At 39.4% G+C, this 20,912-nt stretch carries 17 protein-coding genes; 11 read left to right on the top strand and 6 right to left on the bottom strand.

The genetic code is table 11. The features are described from left to right. Window positions 1–43: 43 nt before the first annotated feature. The 4 genes from dnaJ to dnaK all read right to left on the bottom strand — a co-directional run bounded on the left by dnaJ (window position 44) and on the right by dnaK (window position 5,199). Window positions 44–1,180 (bottom strand): molecular chaperone DnaJ, encoded by a 1,137-nt coding sequence (gene dnaJ, locus INQ00_RS09160; RefSeq protein ID WP_197546860.1) that lies wholly within the window; start codon window positions 1,178–1,180, stop codon window positions 44–46. Window positions 1,181–1,430: 250 nt separating this feature from the next. After that, window positions 1,431–2,699, bottom strand: a complete 1,269-nt coding sequence (locus INQ00_RS09155; protein WP_197546859.1) for an O-acetylhomoserine aminocarboxypropyltransferase/cysteine synthase family protein — start codon at window positions 2,697–2,699, stop codon at window positions 1,431–1,433. 73 nt (window positions 2,700–2,772) lie between these two features. Then, on the bottom strand, window positions 2,773–3,171 hold the full coding sequence (locus tag INQ00_RS09150; RefSeq protein WP_197542234.1) for a GyrI-like domain-containing protein: 399 nt from the start codon (window positions 3,169–3,171) through the stop codon (window positions 2,773–2,775). Between the two features lie 126 nt (window positions 3,172–3,297). Continuing rightward, window positions 3,298–5,199, bottom strand: coding sequence for a molecular chaperone DnaK (gene dnaK / locus INQ00_RS09145; RefSeq protein WP_197542233.1), 1,902 nt, complete (start codon window positions 5,197–5,199; stop codon window positions 3,298–3,300). Between the two features lie 269 nt (window positions 5,200–5,468). On the opposite strand from dnaK, the gene INQ00_RS09140 reads away from it, so the two are divergent. After that, window positions 5,469–6,971 (top strand): YdgA family protein, encoded by a 1,503-nt coding sequence (locus tag INQ00_RS09140; RefSeq protein ID WP_197546858.1) that lies wholly within the window; start codon window positions 5,469–5,471, stop codon window positions 6,969–6,971. 82 nt (window positions 6,972–7,053) lie between these two features. On the opposite strand, the gene mgsA is transcribed toward INQ00_RS09140, so the two are convergent. Beyond that, complete coding sequence (gene mgsA, locus INQ00_RS09135) at window positions 7,054–7,512, bottom strand: methylglyoxal synthase (protein WP_197546857.1); 459 nt, start codon at window positions 7,510–7,512, stop codon at window positions 7,054–7,056. Window positions 7,513–7,820: 308 nt separating this feature from the next. Between mgsA and aceE the strand changes: the two genes are divergently transcribed. The 4 genes from aceE (at window position 7,821) to INQ00_RS09115 (ending at window position 14,704) form a co-directional block, all read left to right on the top strand. Next, window positions 7,821–10,487 carry a pyruvate dehydrogenase (acetyl-transferring), homodimeric type gene (gene aceE / locus INQ00_RS09130; protein ID WP_197546856.1) on the top strand — a complete coding sequence of 889 codons (2,667 nt, stop codon included), beginning with the start codon at window positions 7,821–7,823 and terminating at the stop codon, window positions 10,485–10,487. Between the two features lie 88 nt (window positions 10,488–10,575). Further along, window positions 10,576–12,474, top strand: a complete 1,899-nt coding sequence (gene aceF / locus INQ00_RS09125) for a pyruvate dehydrogenase complex dihydrolipoyllysine-residue acetyltransferase (protein ID WP_197546855.1) — start codon at window positions 10,576–10,578, stop codon at window positions 12,472–12,474. A gap of 90 nt (window positions 12,475–12,564) precedes the next feature. Further along, window positions 12,565–13,989, top strand: coding sequence for a dihydrolipoyl dehydrogenase (lpdA, locus tag INQ00_RS09120; protein ID WP_054418621.1), 1,425 nt, complete (start codon window positions 12,565–12,567; stop codon window positions 13,987–13,989). Window positions 13,990–14,152: 163 nt separating this feature from the next. Next, the gene (locus INQ00_RS09115) at window positions 14,153–14,704 is read left to right on the top strand and encodes an NlpC/P60 family protein (protein WP_054418623.1); all 552 of its coding nucleotides are present in this window, start codon (window positions 14,153–14,155) and stop codon (window positions 14,702–14,704) included. Between the two features lie 79 nt (window positions 14,705–14,783). On the opposite strand, the gene INQ00_RS09110 is transcribed toward INQ00_RS09115, so the two are convergent. Further along, on the bottom strand, window positions 14,784–15,233 hold the full coding sequence (locus INQ00_RS09110; RefSeq protein WP_075915980.1) for a LexA family protein: 450 nt from the start codon (window positions 15,231–15,233) through the stop codon (window positions 14,784–14,786). A 273-nt stretch (window positions 15,234–15,506) separates the two neighbouring features. On the opposite strand from INQ00_RS09110, the gene sstT reads away from it, so the two are divergent. From sstT to INQ00_RS09080, 6 genes are read left to right on the top strand one after another with little or no spacing between them, the layout of a single operon-like run. Next, window positions 15,507–16,748 carry a serine/threonine transporter SstT gene (gene sstT, locus INQ00_RS09105; protein WP_197546854.1) on the top strand — a complete coding sequence of 414 codons (1,242 nt, stop codon included), beginning with the start codon at window positions 15,507–15,509 and terminating at the stop codon, window positions 16,746–16,748. A 58-nt stretch (window positions 16,749–16,806) separates the two neighbouring features. Further along, entirely contained in the window at window positions 16,807–18,255 is a 1,449-nt protein-coding gene (modF, locus tag INQ00_RS09100) for a molybdate ABC transporter ATP-binding protein ModF (RefSeq protein WP_197546853.1), read from the top strand. A 45-nt stretch (window positions 18,256–18,300) separates the two neighbouring features. Beyond that, window positions 18,301–19,215, top strand: a complete 915-nt coding sequence (locus INQ00_RS09095) for an SPFH domain-containing protein (protein WP_049366068.1) — start codon at window positions 18,301–18,303, stop codon at window positions 19,213–19,215. A gap of 52 nt (window positions 19,216–19,267) precedes the next feature. Next, complete coding sequence (locus INQ00_RS09090; RefSeq protein ID WP_197546852.1) at window positions 19,268–19,723, top strand: NfeD family protein; 456 nt, start codon at window positions 19,268–19,270, stop codon at window positions 19,721–19,723. After that, window positions 19,720–20,325 (top strand): NAD(P)H-dependent oxidoreductase, encoded by a 606-nt coding sequence (locus tag INQ00_RS09085; RefSeq protein WP_197546851.1) that lies wholly within the window; start codon window positions 19,720–19,722, stop codon window positions 20,323–20,325. Before INQ00_RS09090 ends, INQ00_RS09085 begins: the two co-directional genes overlap by 4 nt. A gap of 24 nt (window positions 20,326–20,349) precedes the next feature. After that, a complete protein-coding gene (locus tag INQ00_RS09080; protein WP_111315460.1) occupies window positions 20,350–20,907 on the top strand; it encodes a TorD/DmsD family molecular chaperone in 558 nt (185 codons plus the stop codon). The last annotated feature ends 5 nt before the right edge of the window (window positions 20,908–20,912 follow it).

Below are 20,912 nucleotides of genomic sequence, written 5' to 3'. Positions count from 1 at the left end.
ATTTCAAAACAGTTTTAAAATTGACCGCACTTTCTGTTTAGGATTACTTACCTAAGTTATCAAAGAATTTCTTCACACCGTCTAAAAAGCTTGAAGATTTCGGGCTATGAGATTTTTGCCCTTTCAAACTTTCTTCCAGTTTTTCTAATAATTCTTTTTGTTCTTTATTTAAGTTTACCGGTGTTTCAATCACCACGCGGCAAATGAGATCGCCTGCGTAGCCGCTACGTGTAGAGGTCACCCCTTTACCACGCATACGGAAGAGCTTGCCTGTTTGGGTTTCCGCAGGAATTTTGAGTTTCACTTTACCGTCTAAGGTTGGAACTTCAATTTCACCCCCTAACGCTGCCATTGAGAAACTGATTGGCACTTCGCAGTAGAGGTTGTTTCCATCACGTTCAAAGATATGATGTTCTTTAACATGAATTACCACATATAAATCGCCTGCTGGTGCACCATTTTCACCCGCTGCGCCTTCACCGCTTAAACGTAATTGATTGCCGGTATCCACACCTGCTGGGATTTTAACGGAAAGGTTTTTCTTCTTGTGAACACGACCTTCGCCATGGCAGCTTTTACATGGTTTTTCAATTTTCTTACCAGAACCATGACAAGTAGGACAAACGGCTTCAGTTACGAAGAAACCTTGTTGGCGACGAATACGACCTGAACCATGACAGCTTGGGCATGTCTCAACTTTTGATCCTTTTTCTGCGCCAGTACCATCGCAGCTATCACAGTGAGCAAGCGTATTGATTTGGATGTCTTTGGTTGTACCTTTTACGGCTTCTTCTAATGTAATTTGGATGTCATAACGTAAATCTTCACCGCGTACTACACGTTGACGACCACGTCCACCACCGCCAAAGATATCACCGAACATATCACCAAAAATATCACCGAAATCAGCGCCGCTGAATCCGCCACCGAAGCCACCGCCTCCCATGCCACCTTGTTCAAAGGCTGCGTGACCGTATTGATCGTAAGCGGCACGCTTTTCTTTATCGCCTAAGATTTCATAGGCTTCTTGGATTTCTTTAAATTTTTCTTCTTTGGCTTTATCACCTTTGGTTCTATCAGGGTGATATTGCATGGCGAGTTTTTTGTAAGCACGTTTAATTGCTTTTTCATCTGCGCCACGTTCAACACCAAGAACGTCGTAATAATCTTTCTTTGCCATAATGTTTTCGTTTTCCGTTTAAAAATATAAATTTAAAAAATTTTATTTTGTTATTGTGTGGTACTGCATAACAACATACCTAACAATAAAAATGATGCCGAAGGCAGAAATATCAAGGGTAAATACGTTAATTTATACTTGTTTTTGTTTGCTTACTATTAAGATAAGTAAACAAATAAAAATAAGCGATAAGCTGAACGCTTTTATCTCTCTATTTAAAGTGGCAGGCAATTTGCCTGCCTTATAATACTTATTTCGCTGCAGCAAATGCTTGCTCTAAGTCAGCTAAAATATCTTGGATATTTTCAATACCGCAAGAAAGACGAATAAGTCCTGCAGAAATACCAGCTTGTTCTAGTTCAGCTTCACTTAATTGGCGATGTGTTGAAGTCGCTGGATGTAACGCACAAGTACGAATATCGGCTACGTGTACTTCACGTGAGGTCATTTGTAACGCGTTTAACCATTTTGCCGCAGTTTCTTTGCCACCTTTAATCTCAAAGGAAATGACACCACACAAACCGCTAGGTAAATATTTTTGTTTGAGCGAGTAATCTGGTGAGCTTGATAAGCCTGGGTAATTCACTTTAGCGACTTGCGGATGTTTTTCTAAAAACTCGGCTACGGCCTGTGCATTTTCATAATGACGTTGCATGCGAAGAGCAAGGGTTTCCATGCCTACATTCAACAAGAAACTATTTTGTGGGGCAGGAGTAGCACCTAAATCACGCATTAATTGTACACGTGCTTTGACAATATAAGCCGCAGGACCAAAGGTTTCTGTATAAACTAAACCATGATAAGTTTGGTCTGGCGTGCTTAATTGCGGATATTTGCCGTTATTCCAATTAAAGTTACCACCATCAGTAATGGATCCACCTAAGGCAATAGCATGACCATCTAAATATTTAGATGTGCTGTGAATGACCACGTTTGCGCCAAATTCGATTGGGCGACAAAAATAAGGGGTGGCAAAAGTGTTATCAATTAATAATGGCGCCTCTGCAGCTTTCGCTAAGGCAGCAAATTTTTCAATATCTAATACTCGTAAAGCAGGGTTAGCAATAGTTTCAGCAAAAACAGCTTTTGTATTTGGACGAATCGCTTTTTTGAGTTCTTCAAGCGGTAAGTCTTGATCCACAAAACTCACTTCAATGCCCATTTTTTTGAATGTATGGGCAAATAAATTGTAAGTACCGCCATATACATAAGAAGAGGAAATAAAATGATCACCGGCTTCTAAAATATTCAACATCGCATAGAAAACCGCAGATTGACCAGAAGCCGTACACATTGTTGCAACGCCACCTTCAAGTGCCGTAATTTTTTCTTCCGCAGCATTTGTCGTTGGGTTTGCTAGGCGAGTATAGAAATAACCTGCAGCTTGTAAATCAAATAGCTTGCCAATTTCTTCTGCAGAATCGTAGGTATAAGTCGTGCTTTGTACGATAGGTTGAACACGTGGCTCACCGTTTTTAGGGCTGTAGCCAGCATGGAGGAATTTCGTTTCGAATTTCATTGTTTTTTCCTTTGTTGTGTTTGTTTTGGGATAAAGTGCGGTCGTTTTTTATAAAATTCTACGCACTTTGAGCTTAGCAATGTGGTTCAACAGCGATATAAATTTCTACCAAACCATCAGGGTGGTATTTTTCAAAATCCACCGAATAAGCCCGCTTAAGTAAACCTTGTTGTTCTTTTTTCCAGATCAGTTGCCATGTTTGATAAATTTCATCTACTTTGCAACGAAAAACTTCGTAGAAACTCAAATCTTCAATTTCAATCACCGGGATATCTGTTTCTAATACTACTTCACTTGCAATCGCAAAATCATAGTCAGCTTGGTAATTCGTAGCATAATTAAAATAAATGCCATAACAACAGTGACCTTGTGGTAGTTTATTGAGGTTGTTTTGCCAAAGGGACAGGATTATCTCATCTGCTATGTTATTATTTAAGCGTTGCTGTACGATTGGGTAGAGTTTTAACGCCATTTATCCTCCAGGTTTATTTTTCCTCACTTCACTTTATTTAAATAAAGTGAAGTGAGGAAAAATTGTGGTTGATGAATACACCAAAAGGGCGTATTGCTACGCCCTTCTATTTTAGTGAGAGTGAAATTACTTATTATCTTTCACTTCTTCAAACTCAGCATCAACGACATCATCATTTGGTTTGCTGTTGCTTTGAGCTTGTTGTGCATCAGCTTGTGGTTGTGCAGCTTGAGCAAGTTTTTGAGCCACTTCTGCAAGTGCTTGAAGTTTAGCTTCGATTGCTGCTTTATCTTCGCCTTTCGCTGCAGTTTCTAAATCGCTTAATGCGCTTTCAATTGCTGCACGATCTTCAGCTGGAACTTTGTCACCGGCTTCTTCTAATTGTTTACGTGTGCTGTGTACAAGGTGATCTGCTTGGTTGCGAGCTTGTACTAATTCTTCAAATTTACGATCTGCTTCAGCGTTTGCTTCTGCATCACGAACCATTTTTTGAATTTCTTCATCACTTAAACCTGAAGAGGCTTTGATGGTGATTTGTTGTTCTTTGCCCGTACCTTTATCTTTCGCAGAAACATGGATAATACCGTCAGCGTCGATATCGAAGGTTACTTCAATTTGTGGCATACCGCGTGGAGCTGGGTTAATGCCTTCAAGGTTGAATTGGCCTAAAGATTTATTCGCTGATGCTTGTTTACGTTCGCCTTGTAATACGTGAATGGTTACTGCACTTTGGTTATCTTCTGCAGTTGAGAACACTTGTGATTTTTTAGTTGGAATCGTCGTGTTTTTCTCAATTAAGGTAGTCATCACACCACCCATGGTTTCGATACCTAAAGATAATGGTGTTACGTCTAACAATAAGACATCAGTTACATCACCTGCTAATACACCACCTTGAACTGCAGCACCGATAGCAACGGCTTCATCCGGGTTCACGTCTTTACGAGGCGCTTTACCGAAGAATTCTTCTACTTTTTGTTGTACTAATGGCATACGGGTTTGACCGCCCACTAGGATAACATCATCAATTTGTGATGCACTTAAACCCGCATCGTTTAATGCAACTTTTACAGGTTCAAGTGATTTCGCCACTAAATCTTCTACTAAAGATTCTAATTTAGCGCGAGTTAATTTGATGTTTAAGTGTTTAGGACCTGTAGCATCTGCAGTGATGTAAGGTAAGTTCACATCAGTTTGTTGTGCAGAAGAAAGTTCAATTTTCGCTTTTTCACCTGCTTCTTTTAAACGTTGCATTGCAAGTGGATCGTTACGTAAATCAACGCCTTGTTCTTTTTTGAACTCATCTACTAAGTAGTTGATTACACGGTTGTCGAAGTCTTCACCACCTAAGTGAGTATCACCATTGGTTGATAATACTTCAAAGGTTTTTTCGCCGCCTACTTCATCAATTTCGATGATAGATAAGTCGAATGTACCACCACCTAAGTCATATACTGCGATAGTTTTGTTGCCTTGGCCTTTATCTAAACCGTAAGCTAATGCTGCTGCAGTTGGTTCGTTGATGATACGTTTAACTTCTAAACCAGCGATACGACCCGCATCTTTTGTCGCTTGACGTTGAGCATCGTTAAAGTATGCTGGAACGGTAATTACTGCTTCAGTTACTGGCTCACCCAAGAAATCTTCCGCAGTTTTCTTCATTTTTTTCAATACTTCTGCAGAGATTTGTGGAGGTGCAAGTTTGTCACCTTTTACATTTACCCAAGCATCACCATTGTCTGCTTTAGTGATTTCAAATGGCATAATGTCGATATCACGTTTTACTTCAGCATCTTCAAAACGACGACCGATTAAACGTTTGATTGCAAATAGTGTATTTTTCGGGTTGGTCACTGCTTGGCGTTTTGCCGGTTGACCCACTAAAATTTCGTTATCATTTGTATAAGCAATAATTGACGGAGTAGTGCGATCACCTTCTGCGTTTTCAATTACGCGTGGTTTGTCACCATCCATTACTGCCACACAAGAGTTTGTTGTACCTAAGTCAATACCAATAATTTTTCCCATTTTGTTACTCCTAAGTAAATTTTAAATTCGTTGTAAATCATTACGATGAATAAGATGTGGATACTTTTCCGCATTTCAAGAGGCAAGATTTAAATTTTTTCTTCCTTTTAAAGTGCGGTCATTTCCGTTCTTGTTTCACAAAATAAGTCCAGCTGAACAAAGTTCAAGGGGGAAATATAAAATTATTTTGAAAAAATAAGAAAAAATTTGTGTTTTGTGGTAAATTGTCGACAATTTTAATCATCTATTAATTTAACAAAGGAATCGAAATGAAAAAATCAGTCGTAGCATTAGGTGTGATTGTGGCTCTCGGTGCGGTAGGTGTCGGTGGGGCTTGGTTTACCGGGGAAAAAGCACAAACTGAATATTTACGCCAAATTGAATTAGCAAATAAACAAGCTCAAGCTTTAGGCTTATCTGATTCATTTAAAGTTGTTTATCAAAATAAACAGTTTGAACGCGGTTTCTTTACCTCTCAAGTAGAAGATGAAGTGGTTATTTCTTTACCTAAAGAAGGGAAAGTATTCACTATTCCCCTTTCAACGAAACTTTATCATGGCCCATTTCCGCTTAATCAGCTAGAAAAATTCAACTTTGTTCCAACTATGTTTTCAGCACAAGGTGTGATTGGTAAAAATGAAACAACCCAACCTTTATTTGATTTACTTAAATCAGATAAGCCAGTTCAATATCAAGCCTCTACTAGCTATAGCTTAGCAACAAAAGGTAAAGTTGAACTAGCTGCTGGGGAAGTGACAGATCCAAATTCTCCACAAAATAAATTAGCTTGGTCAAATATCAATATAGGTTTTGATGTTGATAAAGATCGTGCGGGTAAATATGATCTGGTTTCAGATGAAATAAGCTTCAATTCAAACTTTGATAATATTGAAATAGAAGAGAGCAAAGATGTTGTTATGCCCAAATCAGTAACAATGAAAATGAAAGGCTTGAAATTTGAAACCTCATTCAACCCAACCAAGTGGGCTTATATTTATACGGGAAAAAGCGTTTCTTCAGCTGAAAGTATCGAAATGACTAACACCAATTCTTTAGACGATACGGTTTCTATTATTTACAAGGGGACTAAAGGAACATCTGATATTTCACTTAATGGTGATTTTTTGAATCTTAAAGGTGAAAATACGGTAGACTCGATAGTTATTGATGGGAAAGATTTTGGAAAATTAACTTACAATAGCGAGTTAAATCATATTGAAGCAAATGCAGCAAATGCGTTAATTGAAGCACTCTTCACCGTCTTCAAATCAGTAAGTGATGATGAAAATGCGAATCAGGAAATGGTCTCTGAAATTTTAAGTTCATGGGCTGAAAATCATGGTATGGCTATTTTTAATAATCAACCTCAAATTAAACTAAACCCTATTTCAATTTCAAATAGTCAGGGTAAAGTCTCATTAGATTTAAATGTGGCGTTAGCGAAAGATCCGAAATTTGATTTAATGGCGGGGAGTTTATATAAACAGTTTACAGATTTTGCAGTGAATATTCATGTGGATAAAGCAACTGTAGAAAAACTTATGACACAATTAGATCCAGAAGCAGATAAAGCGTTGATTAAAGCACAAATTGAAGAGCAAGCTAAACAAGCTGCAGCACAAAATATTATGGTGAATAATGATAAAAATGTGACGCTTAACTTAGTGCTTGAAAAGGGCGAACTCAAACTTAATGGTCAAGTGATTCCTGAAGAGCAAGTTCAAGGCGTGTTGTTTATGCTAATGATGGGAATGGCGGCACAGGGCCAGTAATTAACAACGAAATAATTAGAAAGGAGATAAAGGAGATAAAGTCATTTATCTCCTTTTTTATTAGGTTGGGATTATTTGAGTTTTAATCTAAACGTGCCTTTAAATACCCGTCATAATCAGGGATATCAATATCAATTTCTTGATCGAACAAACTTGATGTTAAAAGAAAATCAGCGGTGCTTTGATTAATTGCTACCGGAATATTCCAAACGGTTGCAATACGCATTAAGGCTTTTACATCGGGATCATGTGGCGCGGCATTCATCGGATCCCAAAAGAAAATCATCATATCAATTTTTTTCTCGGCAATCAGTCCGCCAAGTTGTTGATCGCCTCCCATCGGGCCACTTAATAGCGAGGCTATTTCAAGTCCTGTTTCTCTAGACAATAGATGGCCAGTTGTACCTGTTGCATAAAGTTGATGGGGAGCGAGAGCTTCTTTATGTTTCTTTACCCAATTGAGCAGGTTTTGTTTGCAGCTATCATGTGCAACGAGCGCTATTCGTTTATGAGAAAAGATTGTGCGAGTTGTAGTATTCATATTTTATCCTCTATAAAGCTAAAAAAGTATGCGAGCACTTTAGATCAAAGCGGGTATTGAATGCAATATGTAAAGCATGCTTTAACTCAAATCAGAAAATCTTCCTAAAATGACTGCACTTTTAATCACAAGTATGGAAATAACTGGAAGAAAAGCACGAGAACAGTGAAAATCTACTATCTTTCTTGCAAAAAATCTTCTAAAATTTACAAGATTTGTTAAATGTTTGTAACATTGATTAACAAGCTTGATTTTCGTGTTTGGTCATAACCAAACTTCATTTTCACTCAGTAAAATAAGGAAAGACTATGTCAGATACCTTAGTAAACGATATTGACCCAATTGAAACACAGGATTGGTTGTCAGCTGTTGATTCATTAATTCGTGCAGAAGGCGCAGAGCGAGCGCATTACATCATCAATCAGGTGATTGATCAGGCACGTAATGGTGGTGTGAACATTGCAAAAGGTGGCGTAACAACCCCTTATGTTAATACCATCCCACTTTCTGAACAGCCAGCATACCCAGGTGATAAAGCTATTGAGCGTCGTATTCGTAGTGCTGTACGTTGGAATGCGATCATGGCGGTATTACGTGGCCAGAAAAAAGATCTTGAATTAGGTGGTCACATTTCAACTTATCAATCTGCAGCAAGCATGTATGAAGTTTGTTTTAACCACTTCTTCAAAGCGGCGACTGATAAAAACGGCGGTGACTTAGTCTTCTTCCAAGGCCACGCAGCACCTGGTATGTATGCTCGTGCATTTGTTGAAGGTCGTATTACTGAAGATCAAATGAATAATTTCCGTCAGGAATGTGAACCAGGCAAAGGTCTTTCTTCTTACCCACACCCGAAATTAATGCCTGAATTCTGGCAATTCTCGACCGTATCTATGGGTTTAGGCCCTGTAAATGCGATCCGTACTGCTCGTTTCTTAAAATACTTAGATAACCGTGGTTTAAAAGACACCAAAGATCAAAAAGTGTATGCTTTCCTTGGTGACGGTGAGATGGACGAAATCGAAGCAAAAGGTGATTTAACGTTCGCAGCACGTGAAGGCTTAGATAACTTAATCTTCGTAGTAAGCTGTAACTTGCAACGTTTAGATGGTCCTGTAACGGGTAACGGCAAAATCGTTCAAGAATTAGAAGGTTTATTTGCTGGCGCAGGTTGGGAAGTGATCAAAGTCATGTGGGGTAGTGGCTGGGATAAATTATTTGCAAAAGATACTACTGGCAAATTAACCCAATTAATGATGGAAGTGCTTGACGGTGACTATTTAACCTTCAAATCTAAGAATGGTGCATACGTTCGTGAACACTTCTTCGGTCGTTACCCAGAAACGGCTGCATTAGTGGCAGATATGACAGATGATGAAATCTGGGCATTAAGACGTGGTGGTCACGATTCAGAAAAACTTTATGCGGCATTCCAGAAAGCGCAAACTGCAGGCAAACCTGTTGTGATCTTAGCGCACATGGTTAAAGGTTATAAAATTCCTGAAGCAGAAAGTAAAAACACTGCACACCAATCGAAAAAAATGTCACTCGAAAGCTTAAAATCTTTCCGCGATCATTTCCAATTAGATATTAAAGATGAAGATATTCCTAACTATCCATACATCACCTTCCCAGAAGGTTCGGAAGAGTACAATTATCTTCACGGCAGACGTAAAGCGTTAAACGGTTATTTACCAAAACGTTTACCAAAATTCACCACTGAATTTAAAGTGCCAGCATTAGAAGAGTTTGCGCCATTATTGGAAGAGCAAGCACGTCCAATTTCAACCACAATGGCATTTGTTCGCTTCTTAAATACCTTATTGAAAGATAAGAACATTGGTCAACAAATTGTGCCAATTATTGCTGACGAAGCACGTACTTTCGGTATGGAAGGTTTATTCCGTCAAATCGGTATTTACAACCCACATGGTCAAAACTATGTGCCTTCTGACCGTGATTTAGTGGCTTACTACCGTGAAGCGAAAGATGGTCAAGTATTACAAGAAGGTATCAATGAATTAGGTGCAGCATCCTCTTGGTTAGCGGCAGCGAACTCATATTCTGTAAATAATCTTCCGATGATTCCATTCTTCATCTACTACTCAATGTTTGGTTTCCAACGTGTGGGTGACTTAATGTGGGCAGCAGGTGACCAATTAGCGCGTGGTTTCATGATCGGTGGTACTTCTGGTCGTACAACATTAAATGGTGAAGGTTTACAACACGAAGATGGTCACAGCCATATTCAATCTCTTGTTATTCCTAACTGTGTGTCTTATGACCCTGCTTACGTTTATGAAGTGGCAGTTATCCTACAAGACGGTATCAACCGTATGTATGGTGAAAAACAAGAAGATGTGTTCTACTACATCACCACATTAAACGAAACTTACGAACAACCAGCAATGCCAAAAGGTGCAGAAGAGGGTATTCGTAAAGGTCTTTATAAATTTGAAACCGTTGAAGCGAAAGGTAACAAAGGTCATGTTCAATTATTAGGTTCTGGTGCGATCTTCCGTCACGTTCGTGAAGCAGCACAAATCCTTGCAAATGAATATGGTGTAAGCTCAGATGTATATAGCGTGCCTTCATTCACTGAAGTGGCTCGTGAAGGTGCGGATGCAGTACGTTGGAATATGTTACACCCAACAGAAACACCACGCGTACCTTACATTGCACAAGTAATGAACGATGCTCCAGCTGTTGCAGCAACTGACTACATGAAATTGTTCGCAGAACAAGTTCGTGCATTCATTCCTGCACAAAGCTATCACGTATTAGGTACTGACGGTTTCGGTCGTTCAGACAGCCGTGAAAACTTACGTGAACACTTTGAAGTGGATGCACGTTATGTTGTGGTTGCAGCATTACATGAGCTTGCAAAACAAGGCAAATTTGATGCGAAAGTGGTGGCAGATGCAATCGCGAAATTCGGTTTAAAAACTGAAATTTTAAATCCGCTTTACGCTTAATAAAAACATCCTGTGTGTGAGAGCACACAGGAGCATCTACAAATAAAGTGCGGTTGATTTTAACTGCGTTTTTTAAAGGTAAGATAACATGTCAAAACAAATTCAAATTCCTGATATCGGTAGTGATGAAGTTACCGTAACAGAAGTGATGGTGAAAGTAGGTGATACCATTACTGCTGATCAAAGTATTATCAATGTTGAAGGTGATAAAGCTTCAATGGAAGTACCCGCACCAGAAGCTGGTGTGGTAAAAGAAGTATTAGTAAAAGTGGGTGATAAAGTCACAACTGGCACACCAATGCTTGTTTTAGAGTCAGCGGATGCGGCAGCGCCTGCTCCTGCTGCAGCAGCACCTGCACCGGCAGCCGCACCAACAGCTGCAAGTGTCGTTGAAGTGAATGTACCAGATATCGGTTCAGACGAAGTAAACGTGACAGATATTATGGTGAAAGTCGGTGATACTGTTGAAGTTGACCAATCAATCATCAATGTTGAAGGTGATAAAGCGTCAATGGAAGTCCCTGCTCCTATTGCTGGCGTAGTAAAAGAAATTTTAATCAATGTGGGCGATAAAGTTGTTACTGGCAAATTAATCATGAAATTTGAAGTGGCAGGTGCAGCACCAGCCGCAGCGCCAGTTCAACAGGCTGCAGCACCTGCAGCAGCACCAACAGCTTCAGCCATTAAAGAAGTGAATGTACCTGATATCGGTGGCGATGAAGTTAACGTAACTGAAATCATGGTTGCCGTTGGTGACAGCGTTTCTGAAGAGCAATCTTTAATCACCGTTGAAGGCGATAAAGCCTCGATGGAAGTGCCAGCGCCGTTTGCGGGTGTGGTAAAAGAAATTTTAGTGAAATCAGGTGATAAAGTTTCAACTGGTTCATTAATTATGAAATTTGAAGTGGCAGGTGCAGCACCCGCTCCTGCAGCAGCTCCAGCAGCGGCAGCTCCAGCGCCTCAAGCAGCACTTGCAGCAGCGCCGGCAGCACAATCAGGTAATGTATCAGGTTTAAGCCAAGAACAAGTTGTAGCAAGTGCAGGCTATGCACACGCAACACCGGTGATTCGTCGCTTAGCGCGTGAATACGGTATTAACCTTGATCGCGTAAAAGGTACGGGTCGTAAAGGTCGTGTTGTGAAAGAAGATATTCAAGCTTACGTGAAAACTGCTGTTAAAGCATTTGAAACTGGTACTGTATCTTCTGCAGCAGCGGGTAATGGTGTGGCAAATGGTGCAGGCTTAGGCTTATTACCATGGCCGAAAGTTGACTTCAGCAAATTTGGTGAAGTAGAAGAAGTTGAATTAAGCCGTATCAACAAAATCTCTGGTGCGAACTTACATCGTAACTGGGTAATGATTCCACATGTTACTCACTTCGATCGCACAGATATCACCGATTTAGAAGCATTCCGTAAAGAACAGAATAAGATTGTTGAAAAACAAAAATTGGATGTGAAAATTACACCAGTTGTGTTCATTATGAAAGCAGTAGCGAAAGCATTAGAAGCGTTCCCACGTTTCAATAGCTCTATCTCTGAAGACGGACAAAAATTAACACTTAAAAAATACATCAACATTGGCGTAGCGGTAGATACACCAAACGGTCTCGTTGTACCTGTATTTAAAAACGTGAATAAAAAAGGTATTATCGAACTCTCTCGTGAATTAATGGAAATCTCCAAAAAAGCACGTGACGGTAAACTTTCAGGTTCTGATATGCAAGGTGGTTGTTTCACCATTTCAAGCTTAGGCGGTATTGGTACAACTCACTTTACACCAATCGTAAATGCACCAGAAGTAGCAATCTTAGGTGTATCTAAATCAGAAATGCTACCGGTATGGAATGGTAAAGAATTTGAGCCACGCTTAATGCTTCCATTATCATTATCTTTCGACCACCGTGTGATCGATGGTGCTGATGGTGCTCGCTTCTTAAGTTATATCAATGGCGTATTAGCTGATTTACGTCGCTTAGTGATGTAATTAACGCGGTAAGATGTGAGTGATTAGGCCACATCTTACAGAAAGGATCGCAAGTGCGGTCAAAAATTTGAACGTTTTTACGAGGTAAAAATGAGTAAAGAAATTAAAACCCAAGTTGTGGTACTTGGTGCTGGTCCTGCAGGTTATTCAGCGGCATTCCGTTGTGCGGACTTAGGTTTAGAAACAGTACTTGTTGAACGCTATTCAACATTAGGTGGGGTATGTTTAAACGTAGGTTGCATTCCATCAAAAGCATTATTACACGTTTCTAAAGTAATTGAAGAAGCAAAACACGCAACTAAAAATGGTGTTTACTTTGGTGAACCAACCATCAATTTAGATGAAGTTCGTGCAGGTAAAGATGCAGTAGTTGCTAAATTAACTGGTGGCTTAGCGGGTATGGCAAAAGCACGTAAAGTAACTGTAGTTGAAGGCTTAGCAGCATTTACTGACCCAAATACATTAGTTGCACGTGACCGTGATGGTAACCCAACTACTGTTAAATTTGATAATGCCATTATCGCAGCGGGTTCTCGTCCAATTCAATTACCATTTATCCCACATGAAGATCCACGTATTTGGGATTCAACAGATGCACTTAAATTAAAAGAAGTACCGAAAAAACTTCTTATCATGGGTGGTGGTATCATCGGTTTAGAGATGGGTACAGTGTATCACTCTCTAGGTTCAGAGATTGAAGTGGTTGAAATGTTCGACCAAGTTATCCCGGCAGCAGATAAAGATGTGGTAGCAATCTACACCAAACAAATCGAGAAAAAATTCAAGTTAATGCTTGAAACGAAAGTAACTGCAGTTGAAGCAAAAGATGACGGTATCTATGTTTCAATGGAAGGTAAAGCATGTAACGATACTAAACGTTATGATGCTGTACTTGTTGCTATCGGTCGTACGCCAAATGGTAAATTGATTGATGCAGGTAAAGCAGGTGTTGAAGTGGATGAGCGTGGTTTCATTCATGTTGATAAACAAATGCGCACTAATGTGCCTCATATCTTTGCAATCGGTGATATCGTTGGCCAACCAATGTTAGCACATAAAGGTGTTCATGAAGGTCACGTTGCAGCAGAAGTGATCGCAGGGAAAAAACATTACTTCGATCCAAAAGTCATTCCTTCTATTGCTTATACTGAACCAGAAGTGGCTTGGGTGGGTAAAACTGAGAAAGAATGTAAACAAGAAGGTTTAAACTACGAAGTGGCTAAATTCCCTTGGGCTGCTTCAGGTCGTGCGATTGCTTCAGAATGTGCTGAAGGTATGACCAAATTAATCTTCGATAAAGATACTCACCGCGTACTTGGTGGGGCAATCGTTGGGTCTAACGGTGGTGAATTATTAGGTGAAATCGGTCTTGCGATCGAAATGGGTTGTGATGCAGAAGATATCGCATTAACCATCCATGCTCACCCAACACTTCACGAATCTGTTGGTCTTGCGGCTGAAGTGTTTGAAGGTTCAATTACTGACCTTCCAAACGCAAAAGCGAAGAAAAAATAATTAATTGAAATCGTCCATAAAGGCTACTCGAATGAGTGGCCTTTATTTTTTGAGAGATAACTCACAAAATTGCATAAAAATTCAATAAAAACTGGCGGTCAAAATGACTTTTTGATAAAATCCGACCAGTTTTATTTTTATATTTTTTTATTATTTAAAAGCTATGTTAAAGAAGATTTTGATTATTGTAGGATTGGCCGTGTTGACAACAGCCTGTTCTAATGGCTCTAGGCAGGCTCATAATGGAGTCATTACAGAGAGCGATGATGCGGAGCTAACAGGTTTAATTGCAGGTTTAGATGGGAAACAAGGTGGACTTCACCCTAAATTAAGAACAAACCGTCCTAAATCTGGTTTAATTGGTGATAAAGCACTTGCTCAAGTTTATAACGAATGGGGTGGTACACGTTATAGAATGGGCGGAAGCACAAAACGTGGTATTGACTGTTCTGCATTTATGCAAACCGCTTTCCTTGATGCTTATGGTGTTGAACTTCCTCGCACAACTTCAGAACAACGCTATTTAGGTCGCCAAATCCAAAAACATGAATTACGTAAAGGCGATTTAGTCTTCTTCCGTCGAAATAACCATGTGGGCGTTTATATTGGTAACAACCAATTTATGCATGCAAGTTCAAGCCAAGGTGTAACAATTAGTTCATTAGATGAAGATTACTGGGCAAGAACTTACACACAATCACGTCGAGTGATGTAATAACAATTTTTTATTTCAACAAAAAGTGCGGTTAAAATTAACCGCACTTTTTCTTTGCGTAGATTATCTGTTTATTGGATTAAGCCGCAAATTTCATTAAATCTCTTCTTGGTTTCATTTGATGGATGGTATTTGTTACTGTTCCAACCAATGGTAGGCTTGTCCATTGTGTTGTTTTAATATTCTCCACTTTGGAATCTAATGCCATGAATACAAATTCATTACCGCTTACACCGGCAAATTCATAAATATGGAATTCATCTTGTTTTTCCAATACTACAAGATCACCGATGAAAAGGCTGTCATTTTTTTCAACCACTAACATATCGCCCATTTCAATTCCCCAAGCAAGCATATTCGGATTCGTTACACGAATAAAACACGTTTGTTGTGGACGTTTGATGCAATAAAGGTTGAGATCTAATTTTTTATTAAATGTCGATTTGCTTTCAACATCATTGAAAAATGGCATAGGATGATAAGAAAACGTCATATCATTTTGTGCAACTGTATTTGCGTAGTTCATCATCTTGTGTTCCTTTTAGTTAGTGTGTTTTTAATCATTGGTTGTTTATACAGGTGTAATATACTGTGGTTAGATACAGTATGTCAATAGGGCATAGAAAAAATTTTTTTATAGGCGAAAATTTTAGAAAAAATTCATTCCAGGCTTAAAAAGTTCAATTTTTTAATAAAATGATAAAGAAAAAATTTTCTTTTAAACAAAATTTAAGCTATCTTTAGTCTGTTTCGGTGGATCGTAACGATCTGAAGTTCAACTTAATCTTTATTTAAAATTATTATGAATACATCACGTTTATTTCATTTTCTTTTCCAAGGTAATTTGGTAAAACGAATTGCTGTTGGTTTGGTACTCGGGATCCTTGTTGCATTGGTGAATGAGAGTGTTAAAAATTCATCAGGCATTGATCTTGCATCTAGCTTTGGTGTGCTGGGTCAAATTTTCGTTAAAGCATTACGTGCAGTTGCACCAATTTTGATTTTCTTCCTTGTTATGGCTGCACTGGCTAATAAGAAAGTGGGCTCTAAAAGCAATATGAAAGAAATCGTAGTGCTTTATCTTGTGGGAACCTTCTTAGCCGCTGTTGCTGCGGTAATTGCAAGTATGGCATTCCCGTCAGAGGTTGCACTTGCGGTAAAAGAAGATGCAAGTTCGGCACCACAATCTGTTGGCCAAGTGATGCTTGCTTTAGTATTGAACGTGGTAGATAACCCATTAAATGCGATTTTTAAAGCAAACTTTATCGGTGTATTAGCATGGTCTATCGGTTTAGGTTTAGCACTTCGTCATGCTTCTGATGCAACTAAACAAGTGGTGGCTGATTTTGCAGAAGGCATTTCTAAAATTGTTCATATCATTATTTCTTTTGCGCCTTTCGGTGTATTCGGTTTAGTGGCTGAAACTTTATCTGACAGAGGATTAGCGGCGTTAGGTGGATATGTACACTTACTATTCGTGTTAATCGGTACAATGTTATTCACTGCATTTGTGCTAAACCCAATTCTCGTTTATTGGAAAATCCGTCGTAACCCATATCCATTAGTTTGGACTTGTGTACGCGAAAGTGGTGTAACTGCATTCTTTACTCGTAGTTCTGCGGCAAATATTCCAGTAAACATTGAATTAGCAAAACGCTTAAATCTTGATGAAGAAACCTATTCTGTGGCAATTCCATTAGGTGCGAATATCAATATGGCGGGTGCAGCGATTACTATTACTGTATTAACGTTAGCGGCTGTTCATACATTAGGTATAGAAGTATCTTTTGTCAGTGCTGTATTATTAAGTATTGTTGCGGCGCTTTGTGCATGTGGTGCTTCTGGTGTGGCAGGTGGTTCATTATTATTAATCCCATTAGCTTGTAGCTTATTTGGTATCAGTGATGACATCGCGGCACAAATGATCGGTGTAGGTTTTGTGATTGGTATCTTACAAGACTCAACAGAAACCGCATTAAACTCTTCAACTGACGTATTATTTACTGCGGCAGTATGTATGGAAGAAGAACGTAAAAACGGCTAATTAAATGAATCTGACAAGGCGGGCAAATTGCTCGCCTTTTGTTTTTAAGGGAAAGAGAATGACACTTTTAATTCAGCAAGCAAAATTTGAACTTCATCAAAAACAGACCTTAAACTTACCGCACTTTGCGATTGAGCCACGACAATATTGGGTTGTGGTAGGCAGTAATGGGAGTGGAAAATCAGCGTTTGCTCTCGCTTTGCAAAATGAATTGTCTTTGCAGGAAGGGAAGTATCATAATTCCTTTCAACGGGTTCAATCCTTCTCTTTTGAAAAACAACGTGAAATTCTTGAAGCAACATTAAAGAATTTAAATAATGATGATACCGATCCAGATTTTTTTGGTAAAACCGCAAGGGAAATGATCTTAAATGGCAGTTCATCGCTAGATTTTTGCGAAGAGATTGCAGAAAAATTAGGGATTACTTATCTCTTAGATCGTTTCTTTATCAAACTTTCCACTGGGGAAACGCGTAAAGTATTATTGGCACAAGCGTTATTACAAAAGCCCGACCTATTAATTTTAGATGAACCTTTTGAAGGGCTAGATCAGCAATCTGTGCAAGATTGGATGGCGATGCTGAACGAACTGAAAAAAGAATGTGCAATCGTTCTAATTGTTAATCGTCTAGCGGATATTCCAGAACAGTCCACTCATTTAGCCATGTTGGAAAATTTAGAGTTAGTATTAGAAGGTGAACGCCAATCCATTGAGCAACAAAGTATTTATCAACAATTAGTTTATGCGGAGCAATCTGTTGATGTAGCTTTGCCAGAACCAGCGTCACCATTACTAAAACTGCCTGGAAACCAACCGCACTTTGAGCTCCGAAATGTCACGGTTCAGTATGGCGATAAAGTGATTTTGGATCATTTAAACTGGGTTGTTCAACCTCATGAAAATTGGTGGATTAAAGGACCAAATGGTGCAGGAAAGTCAACCTTACTTTCTTTGATTACAGGCGATCATCCTCAGGCATTTTCGAATCATGTGGTGATCTTTGGTAAACAACGAGGCTCAGGCGAAACGATTTGGGATATTAAACAAAAAATTGGTTACGTAAGTAGCCAACTGCATTTAGATTATCGCGTGAATTGTTCTGTGCTTGATGTGATTATTTCGGGCTTTTTTGACAGTATAGGGATTTATCAACAAGTACCAGAGGCAATTCGTTTGAAAGCCATGCAGTGGTTAGCTCGTTTAAATCTGACTCATTTAGCAAAAACGCCATTTCGTTCACTTTCTTGGGGGCAGCAACGTTTGCTTTTAATCACACGAGCGATGGTGAAACATCCGCCTGTTTTAATTTTAGATGAGCCTTTTCAAGGACTTGATGGATTAAATCGTAAGCTAGTGAAACATTTTATTGAACAACTTGTTAATAATAGTGAAACGCAGCTCTTATTTGTCTCTCATCAAGATTTAGATGCTCCGAATTGCATTACGCATCTTTTTGAATTTATAAGAGAAAACGATAAATATATTTATATACAAAGTGCGGTCTAATTTGATAGACTTTTCTTATATTTCCTCATCATTAAGGAGCAATCTATGGAAGGCTTATCTATTGCCGCAATCGTCTTTATTGTATTAGTTGTTGTTGTGCTATTTTCGGCACTTAAAACTGTACCGCAAGGTTATAACTGGACGATTGAGCGTTTTGGGCGTTATACCCACACCTTAATGCCTGGCTTGAACTTTGTGGTGCCGTTTGTGGATCGTGTTGGTCGTAAGATCAATATGATGGAACAGGTATTAGATATTCCCTCACAAGAAGTTATTTCTAAGGATAATGCGAACGTATCCATTGATGCGGTTTGTTTCGTCCAGGTGATTGATGCTCGCAGTGCAGCTTATGAAGTGAATCATTTAGAACAGGCGATTATCAATTTAACCATGACCAACATTCGTACCGTGCTAGGCTCGATGGAATTGGATGAAATGCTTTCTCAACGTGATTCCATTAATGGTCGTTTATTGGCAATTGTGGATGAAGCGACCAATCCTTGGGGGATTAAAGTCACCCGTATTGAAATTCGCGATGTGCGTCCACCACGTGAATTGATTGATTCTATGAACGCACAAATGAAAGCGGAACGTAATAAACGTGCGGAAGTGTTGGAGGCGGAAGGTATTCGTCAGGCGGAAATTTTACGTGCAGAAGGGGAAAAACAAGCCCGAATTCTGAAAGCGGAAGGGGAGCGTCAAGAAGCCTTCTTACAAGCAGAAGCGCGTGAACGTGCAGCAGAAGCGGAAGCGAAAGCAACTCAAATGGTATCAGAAGCGATTGCCAGCGGTGATACCAAAGCGATCAATTACTTCATCGCACAAAAATACACAGAAGCCTTAAAACAAATCGGTGGTTCACCAAATAGCAAAGTGGTCATGATGCCGCTTGAAGCCGGTAATTTAATCGGCTCGGTAGCGGGTATTGCCGAACTGTTAAAAGGCGACAAAAAAGCGTAATTTCTTAAAGTGCGGTTAAAAATGACCGCACTTTTTCTCTCAAGGAGTTGATATGGCTGATTGGTTAACAACTTGGTCGGTATGGCATTGGTTGGTATTAGGTTTTGTATTGTTAATTGCTGAAACCCTCGTGCCCGGCGTATTTTTATTGTGGTGGGGCTTGGCTGCGATTGTGGCTGCAGGCGTAATGGCGTTAGTACCGAGTTTATCCTTAACCGTGTTAGCCGTTTTTTATGCGATTTTAGCGATTATATTCTCGTTGCTCTGGTGGAAATATCAACATAGCAAAGATAATCAGGACCAATCACGTACAACTTTAAACCAACGAGATCATACTTTGTTAGGTAAAAAAGGCACGGTATTAGAAATTGGTTCTAATGGGATTGGTCGTGGTGCCTTTGGCGATACCACATGGCGTATTCAAGGTGAGCATTTAGCGGTGAATGATCTAGTGGTGGTAGAACGCGTTGATGGCATCACATTGTTAGTGAAAAAGGTAACGGAATGAATCATTTAATTATTTTTGCACATCCCAATAGCCAAAAAAGTTTTGGTCGTGCCATCGTAGATCGTGTTGTAAAAGCAAGCCAACAACTTGGTGTTGAAACCCATTTGCGCGATCTTTACACCATGGAATTTAATCCGATTATTTCCTTTGAAGAATTGCAATCGGCCAATAAGGGGATTATCCCAGCCGAAATTCAGCAGGAACATGATTTTATCCGCCAAGCAGATTTGATTACGATGGTTTATCCTTTATGGTGGATGGGTTTTCCAGCGATGCTAAAAGGCTATTTGGATCGTGTATTAAGTCATGGTTTTGCTTATAAAACAGAAAATGGCGAATCCAAAGGTCTGCTTCAAGGTAAAGCGATGCAACAATTTATCACTATTGGTAGCAGCGTAGCAAAATATCAAGAATACGGCGTGGATAAGTCCCTCAATCATTGTTTGATCAATGGGTTATTTAATTATTGTGGTATTGAGAATGTGGATTATACTTTGTTCGGTGATATTCATATTATCGATAATGCTGCTCGCCAAGCGATGCTTGACGAAGCCGCCGAAAAAACAACGGCAAAATTGACCGCACTTTTAGCTCAATCGTGAGCACAATCATAGGAAAGCAAACAGATGTCAGAAACTCAAGTGAATAATTTTTCTTTAATAAGCCGCCTATTTGGCAATTTATTTTATCGCAGCCCCACAGATCCAATTTTGAGTGGGGTATTTGATTGGTTGCAGCAACAAGGTTTAAGTCAAGTGTGGGCGCTCTCTACAGATAAAGAAAGCGAAGCGGCCATTGATAATTTACAAATGAAAATTGATTTAACGTTGCTTGATCAAGAATATCAAAAATTGTTTGGTCCAAACGGTAACGTACCAACGGCTATTTCAAGTTATGATATGGATGTGCAACGTTTTGTGGATTTCCGTCATGCGCGTAATGTGCCTGAGGCAGAGAATGTCGATCATTTCGCTTTGCTATTGCTTACGGCTTCTTGGTTAGAAGACAACACGGAATCGCTATCCGCTCAACAGGATTTATTCGGTGATTTCTTATTACCTTGTGCAGCGAAATTCTTAACCCAAGTGGAAACTTATGCAACACTTCCTTTCTATCGTTCATTGGCGTATTTAACCCGTGAAATCTTGGCTGCAATGGCTGATGAATTAGAAGAGGGCGAGTAGTTTTC

This window comes from Haemophilus parainfluenzae (assembly GCF_014931275.1).
Taxonomy (GTDB): Bacteria; Pseudomonadota; Gammaproteobacteria; order Enterobacterales; family Pasteurellaceae; genus Haemophilus_D.
Note: the sequence above shows the minus strand (reverse complement) of the source record. Positions and strands in the feature narration are given on the sequence as shown.

Coding starts and splice junctions, on each gene's coding strand:
- INQ00_RS09090 (WP_197546852.1), top strand. CDS start 19,268: ATGGCTGATTGGTTAACAACTTGGTCGGTATGGCATTGGTTGGTATTA.
- sstT (WP_197546854.1), top strand. CDS start 15,507: ATGAATACATCACGTTTATTTCATTTTCTTTTCCAAGGTAATTTGGTA.
- mgsA (WP_197546857.1), bottom strand. CDS start 7,512: ATGAATACTACAACTCGCACAATCTTTTCTCATAAACGAATAGCGCTC.
- aceF (WP_197546855.1), top strand. CDS start 10,576: ATGTCAAAACAAATTCAAATTCCTGATATCGGTAGTGATGAAGTTACC.
- INQ00_RS09150 (WP_197542234.1), bottom strand. CDS start 3,171: ATGGCGTTAAAACTCTACCCAATCGTACAGCAACGCTTAAATAATAAC.
- modF (WP_197546853.1), top strand. CDS start 16,807: ATGACACTTTTAATTCAGCAAGCAAAATTTGAACTTCATCAAAAACAG.
- INQ00_RS09085 (WP_197546851.1), top strand. CDS start 19,720: ATGAATCATTTAATTATTTTTGCACATCCCAATAGCCAAAAAAGTTTT.
- INQ00_RS09155 (WP_197546859.1), bottom strand. CDS start 2,699: ATGAAATTCGAAACGAAATTCCTCCATGCTGGCTACAGCCCTAAAAAC.
- dnaK (WP_197542233.1), bottom strand. CDS start 5,199: ATGGGAAAAATTATTGGTATTGACTTAGGTACAACAAACTCTTGTGTG.
- aceE (WP_197546856.1), top strand. CDS start 7,821: ATGTCAGATACCTTAGTAAACGATATTGACCCAATTGAAACACAGGAT.
- INQ00_RS09080 (WP_111315460.1), top strand. CDS start 20,350: ATGTCAGAAACTCAAGTGAATAATTTTTCTTTAATAAGCCGCCTATTT.
- lpdA (WP_054418621.1), top strand. CDS start 12,565: ATGAGTAAAGAAATTAAAACCCAAGTTGTGGTACTTGGTGCTGGTCCT.
- INQ00_RS09095 (WP_049366068.1), top strand. CDS start 18,301: ATGGAAGGCTTATCTATTGCCGCAATCGTCTTTATTGTATTAGTTGTT.
- dnaJ (WP_197546860.1), bottom strand. CDS start 1,180: ATGGCAAAGAAAGATTATTACGACGTTCTTGGTGTTGAACGTGGCGCA.
- INQ00_RS09140 (WP_197546858.1), top strand. CDS start 5,469: ATGAAAAAATCAGTCGTAGCATTAGGTGTGATTGTGGCTCTCGGTGCG.
- INQ00_RS09115 (WP_054418623.1), top strand. CDS start 14,153: ATGTTAAAGAAGATTTTGATTATTGTAGGATTGGCCGTGTTGACAACA.
- INQ00_RS09110 (WP_075915980.1), bottom strand. CDS start 15,233: ATGATGAACTACGCAAATACAGTTGCACAAAATGATATGACGTTTTCT.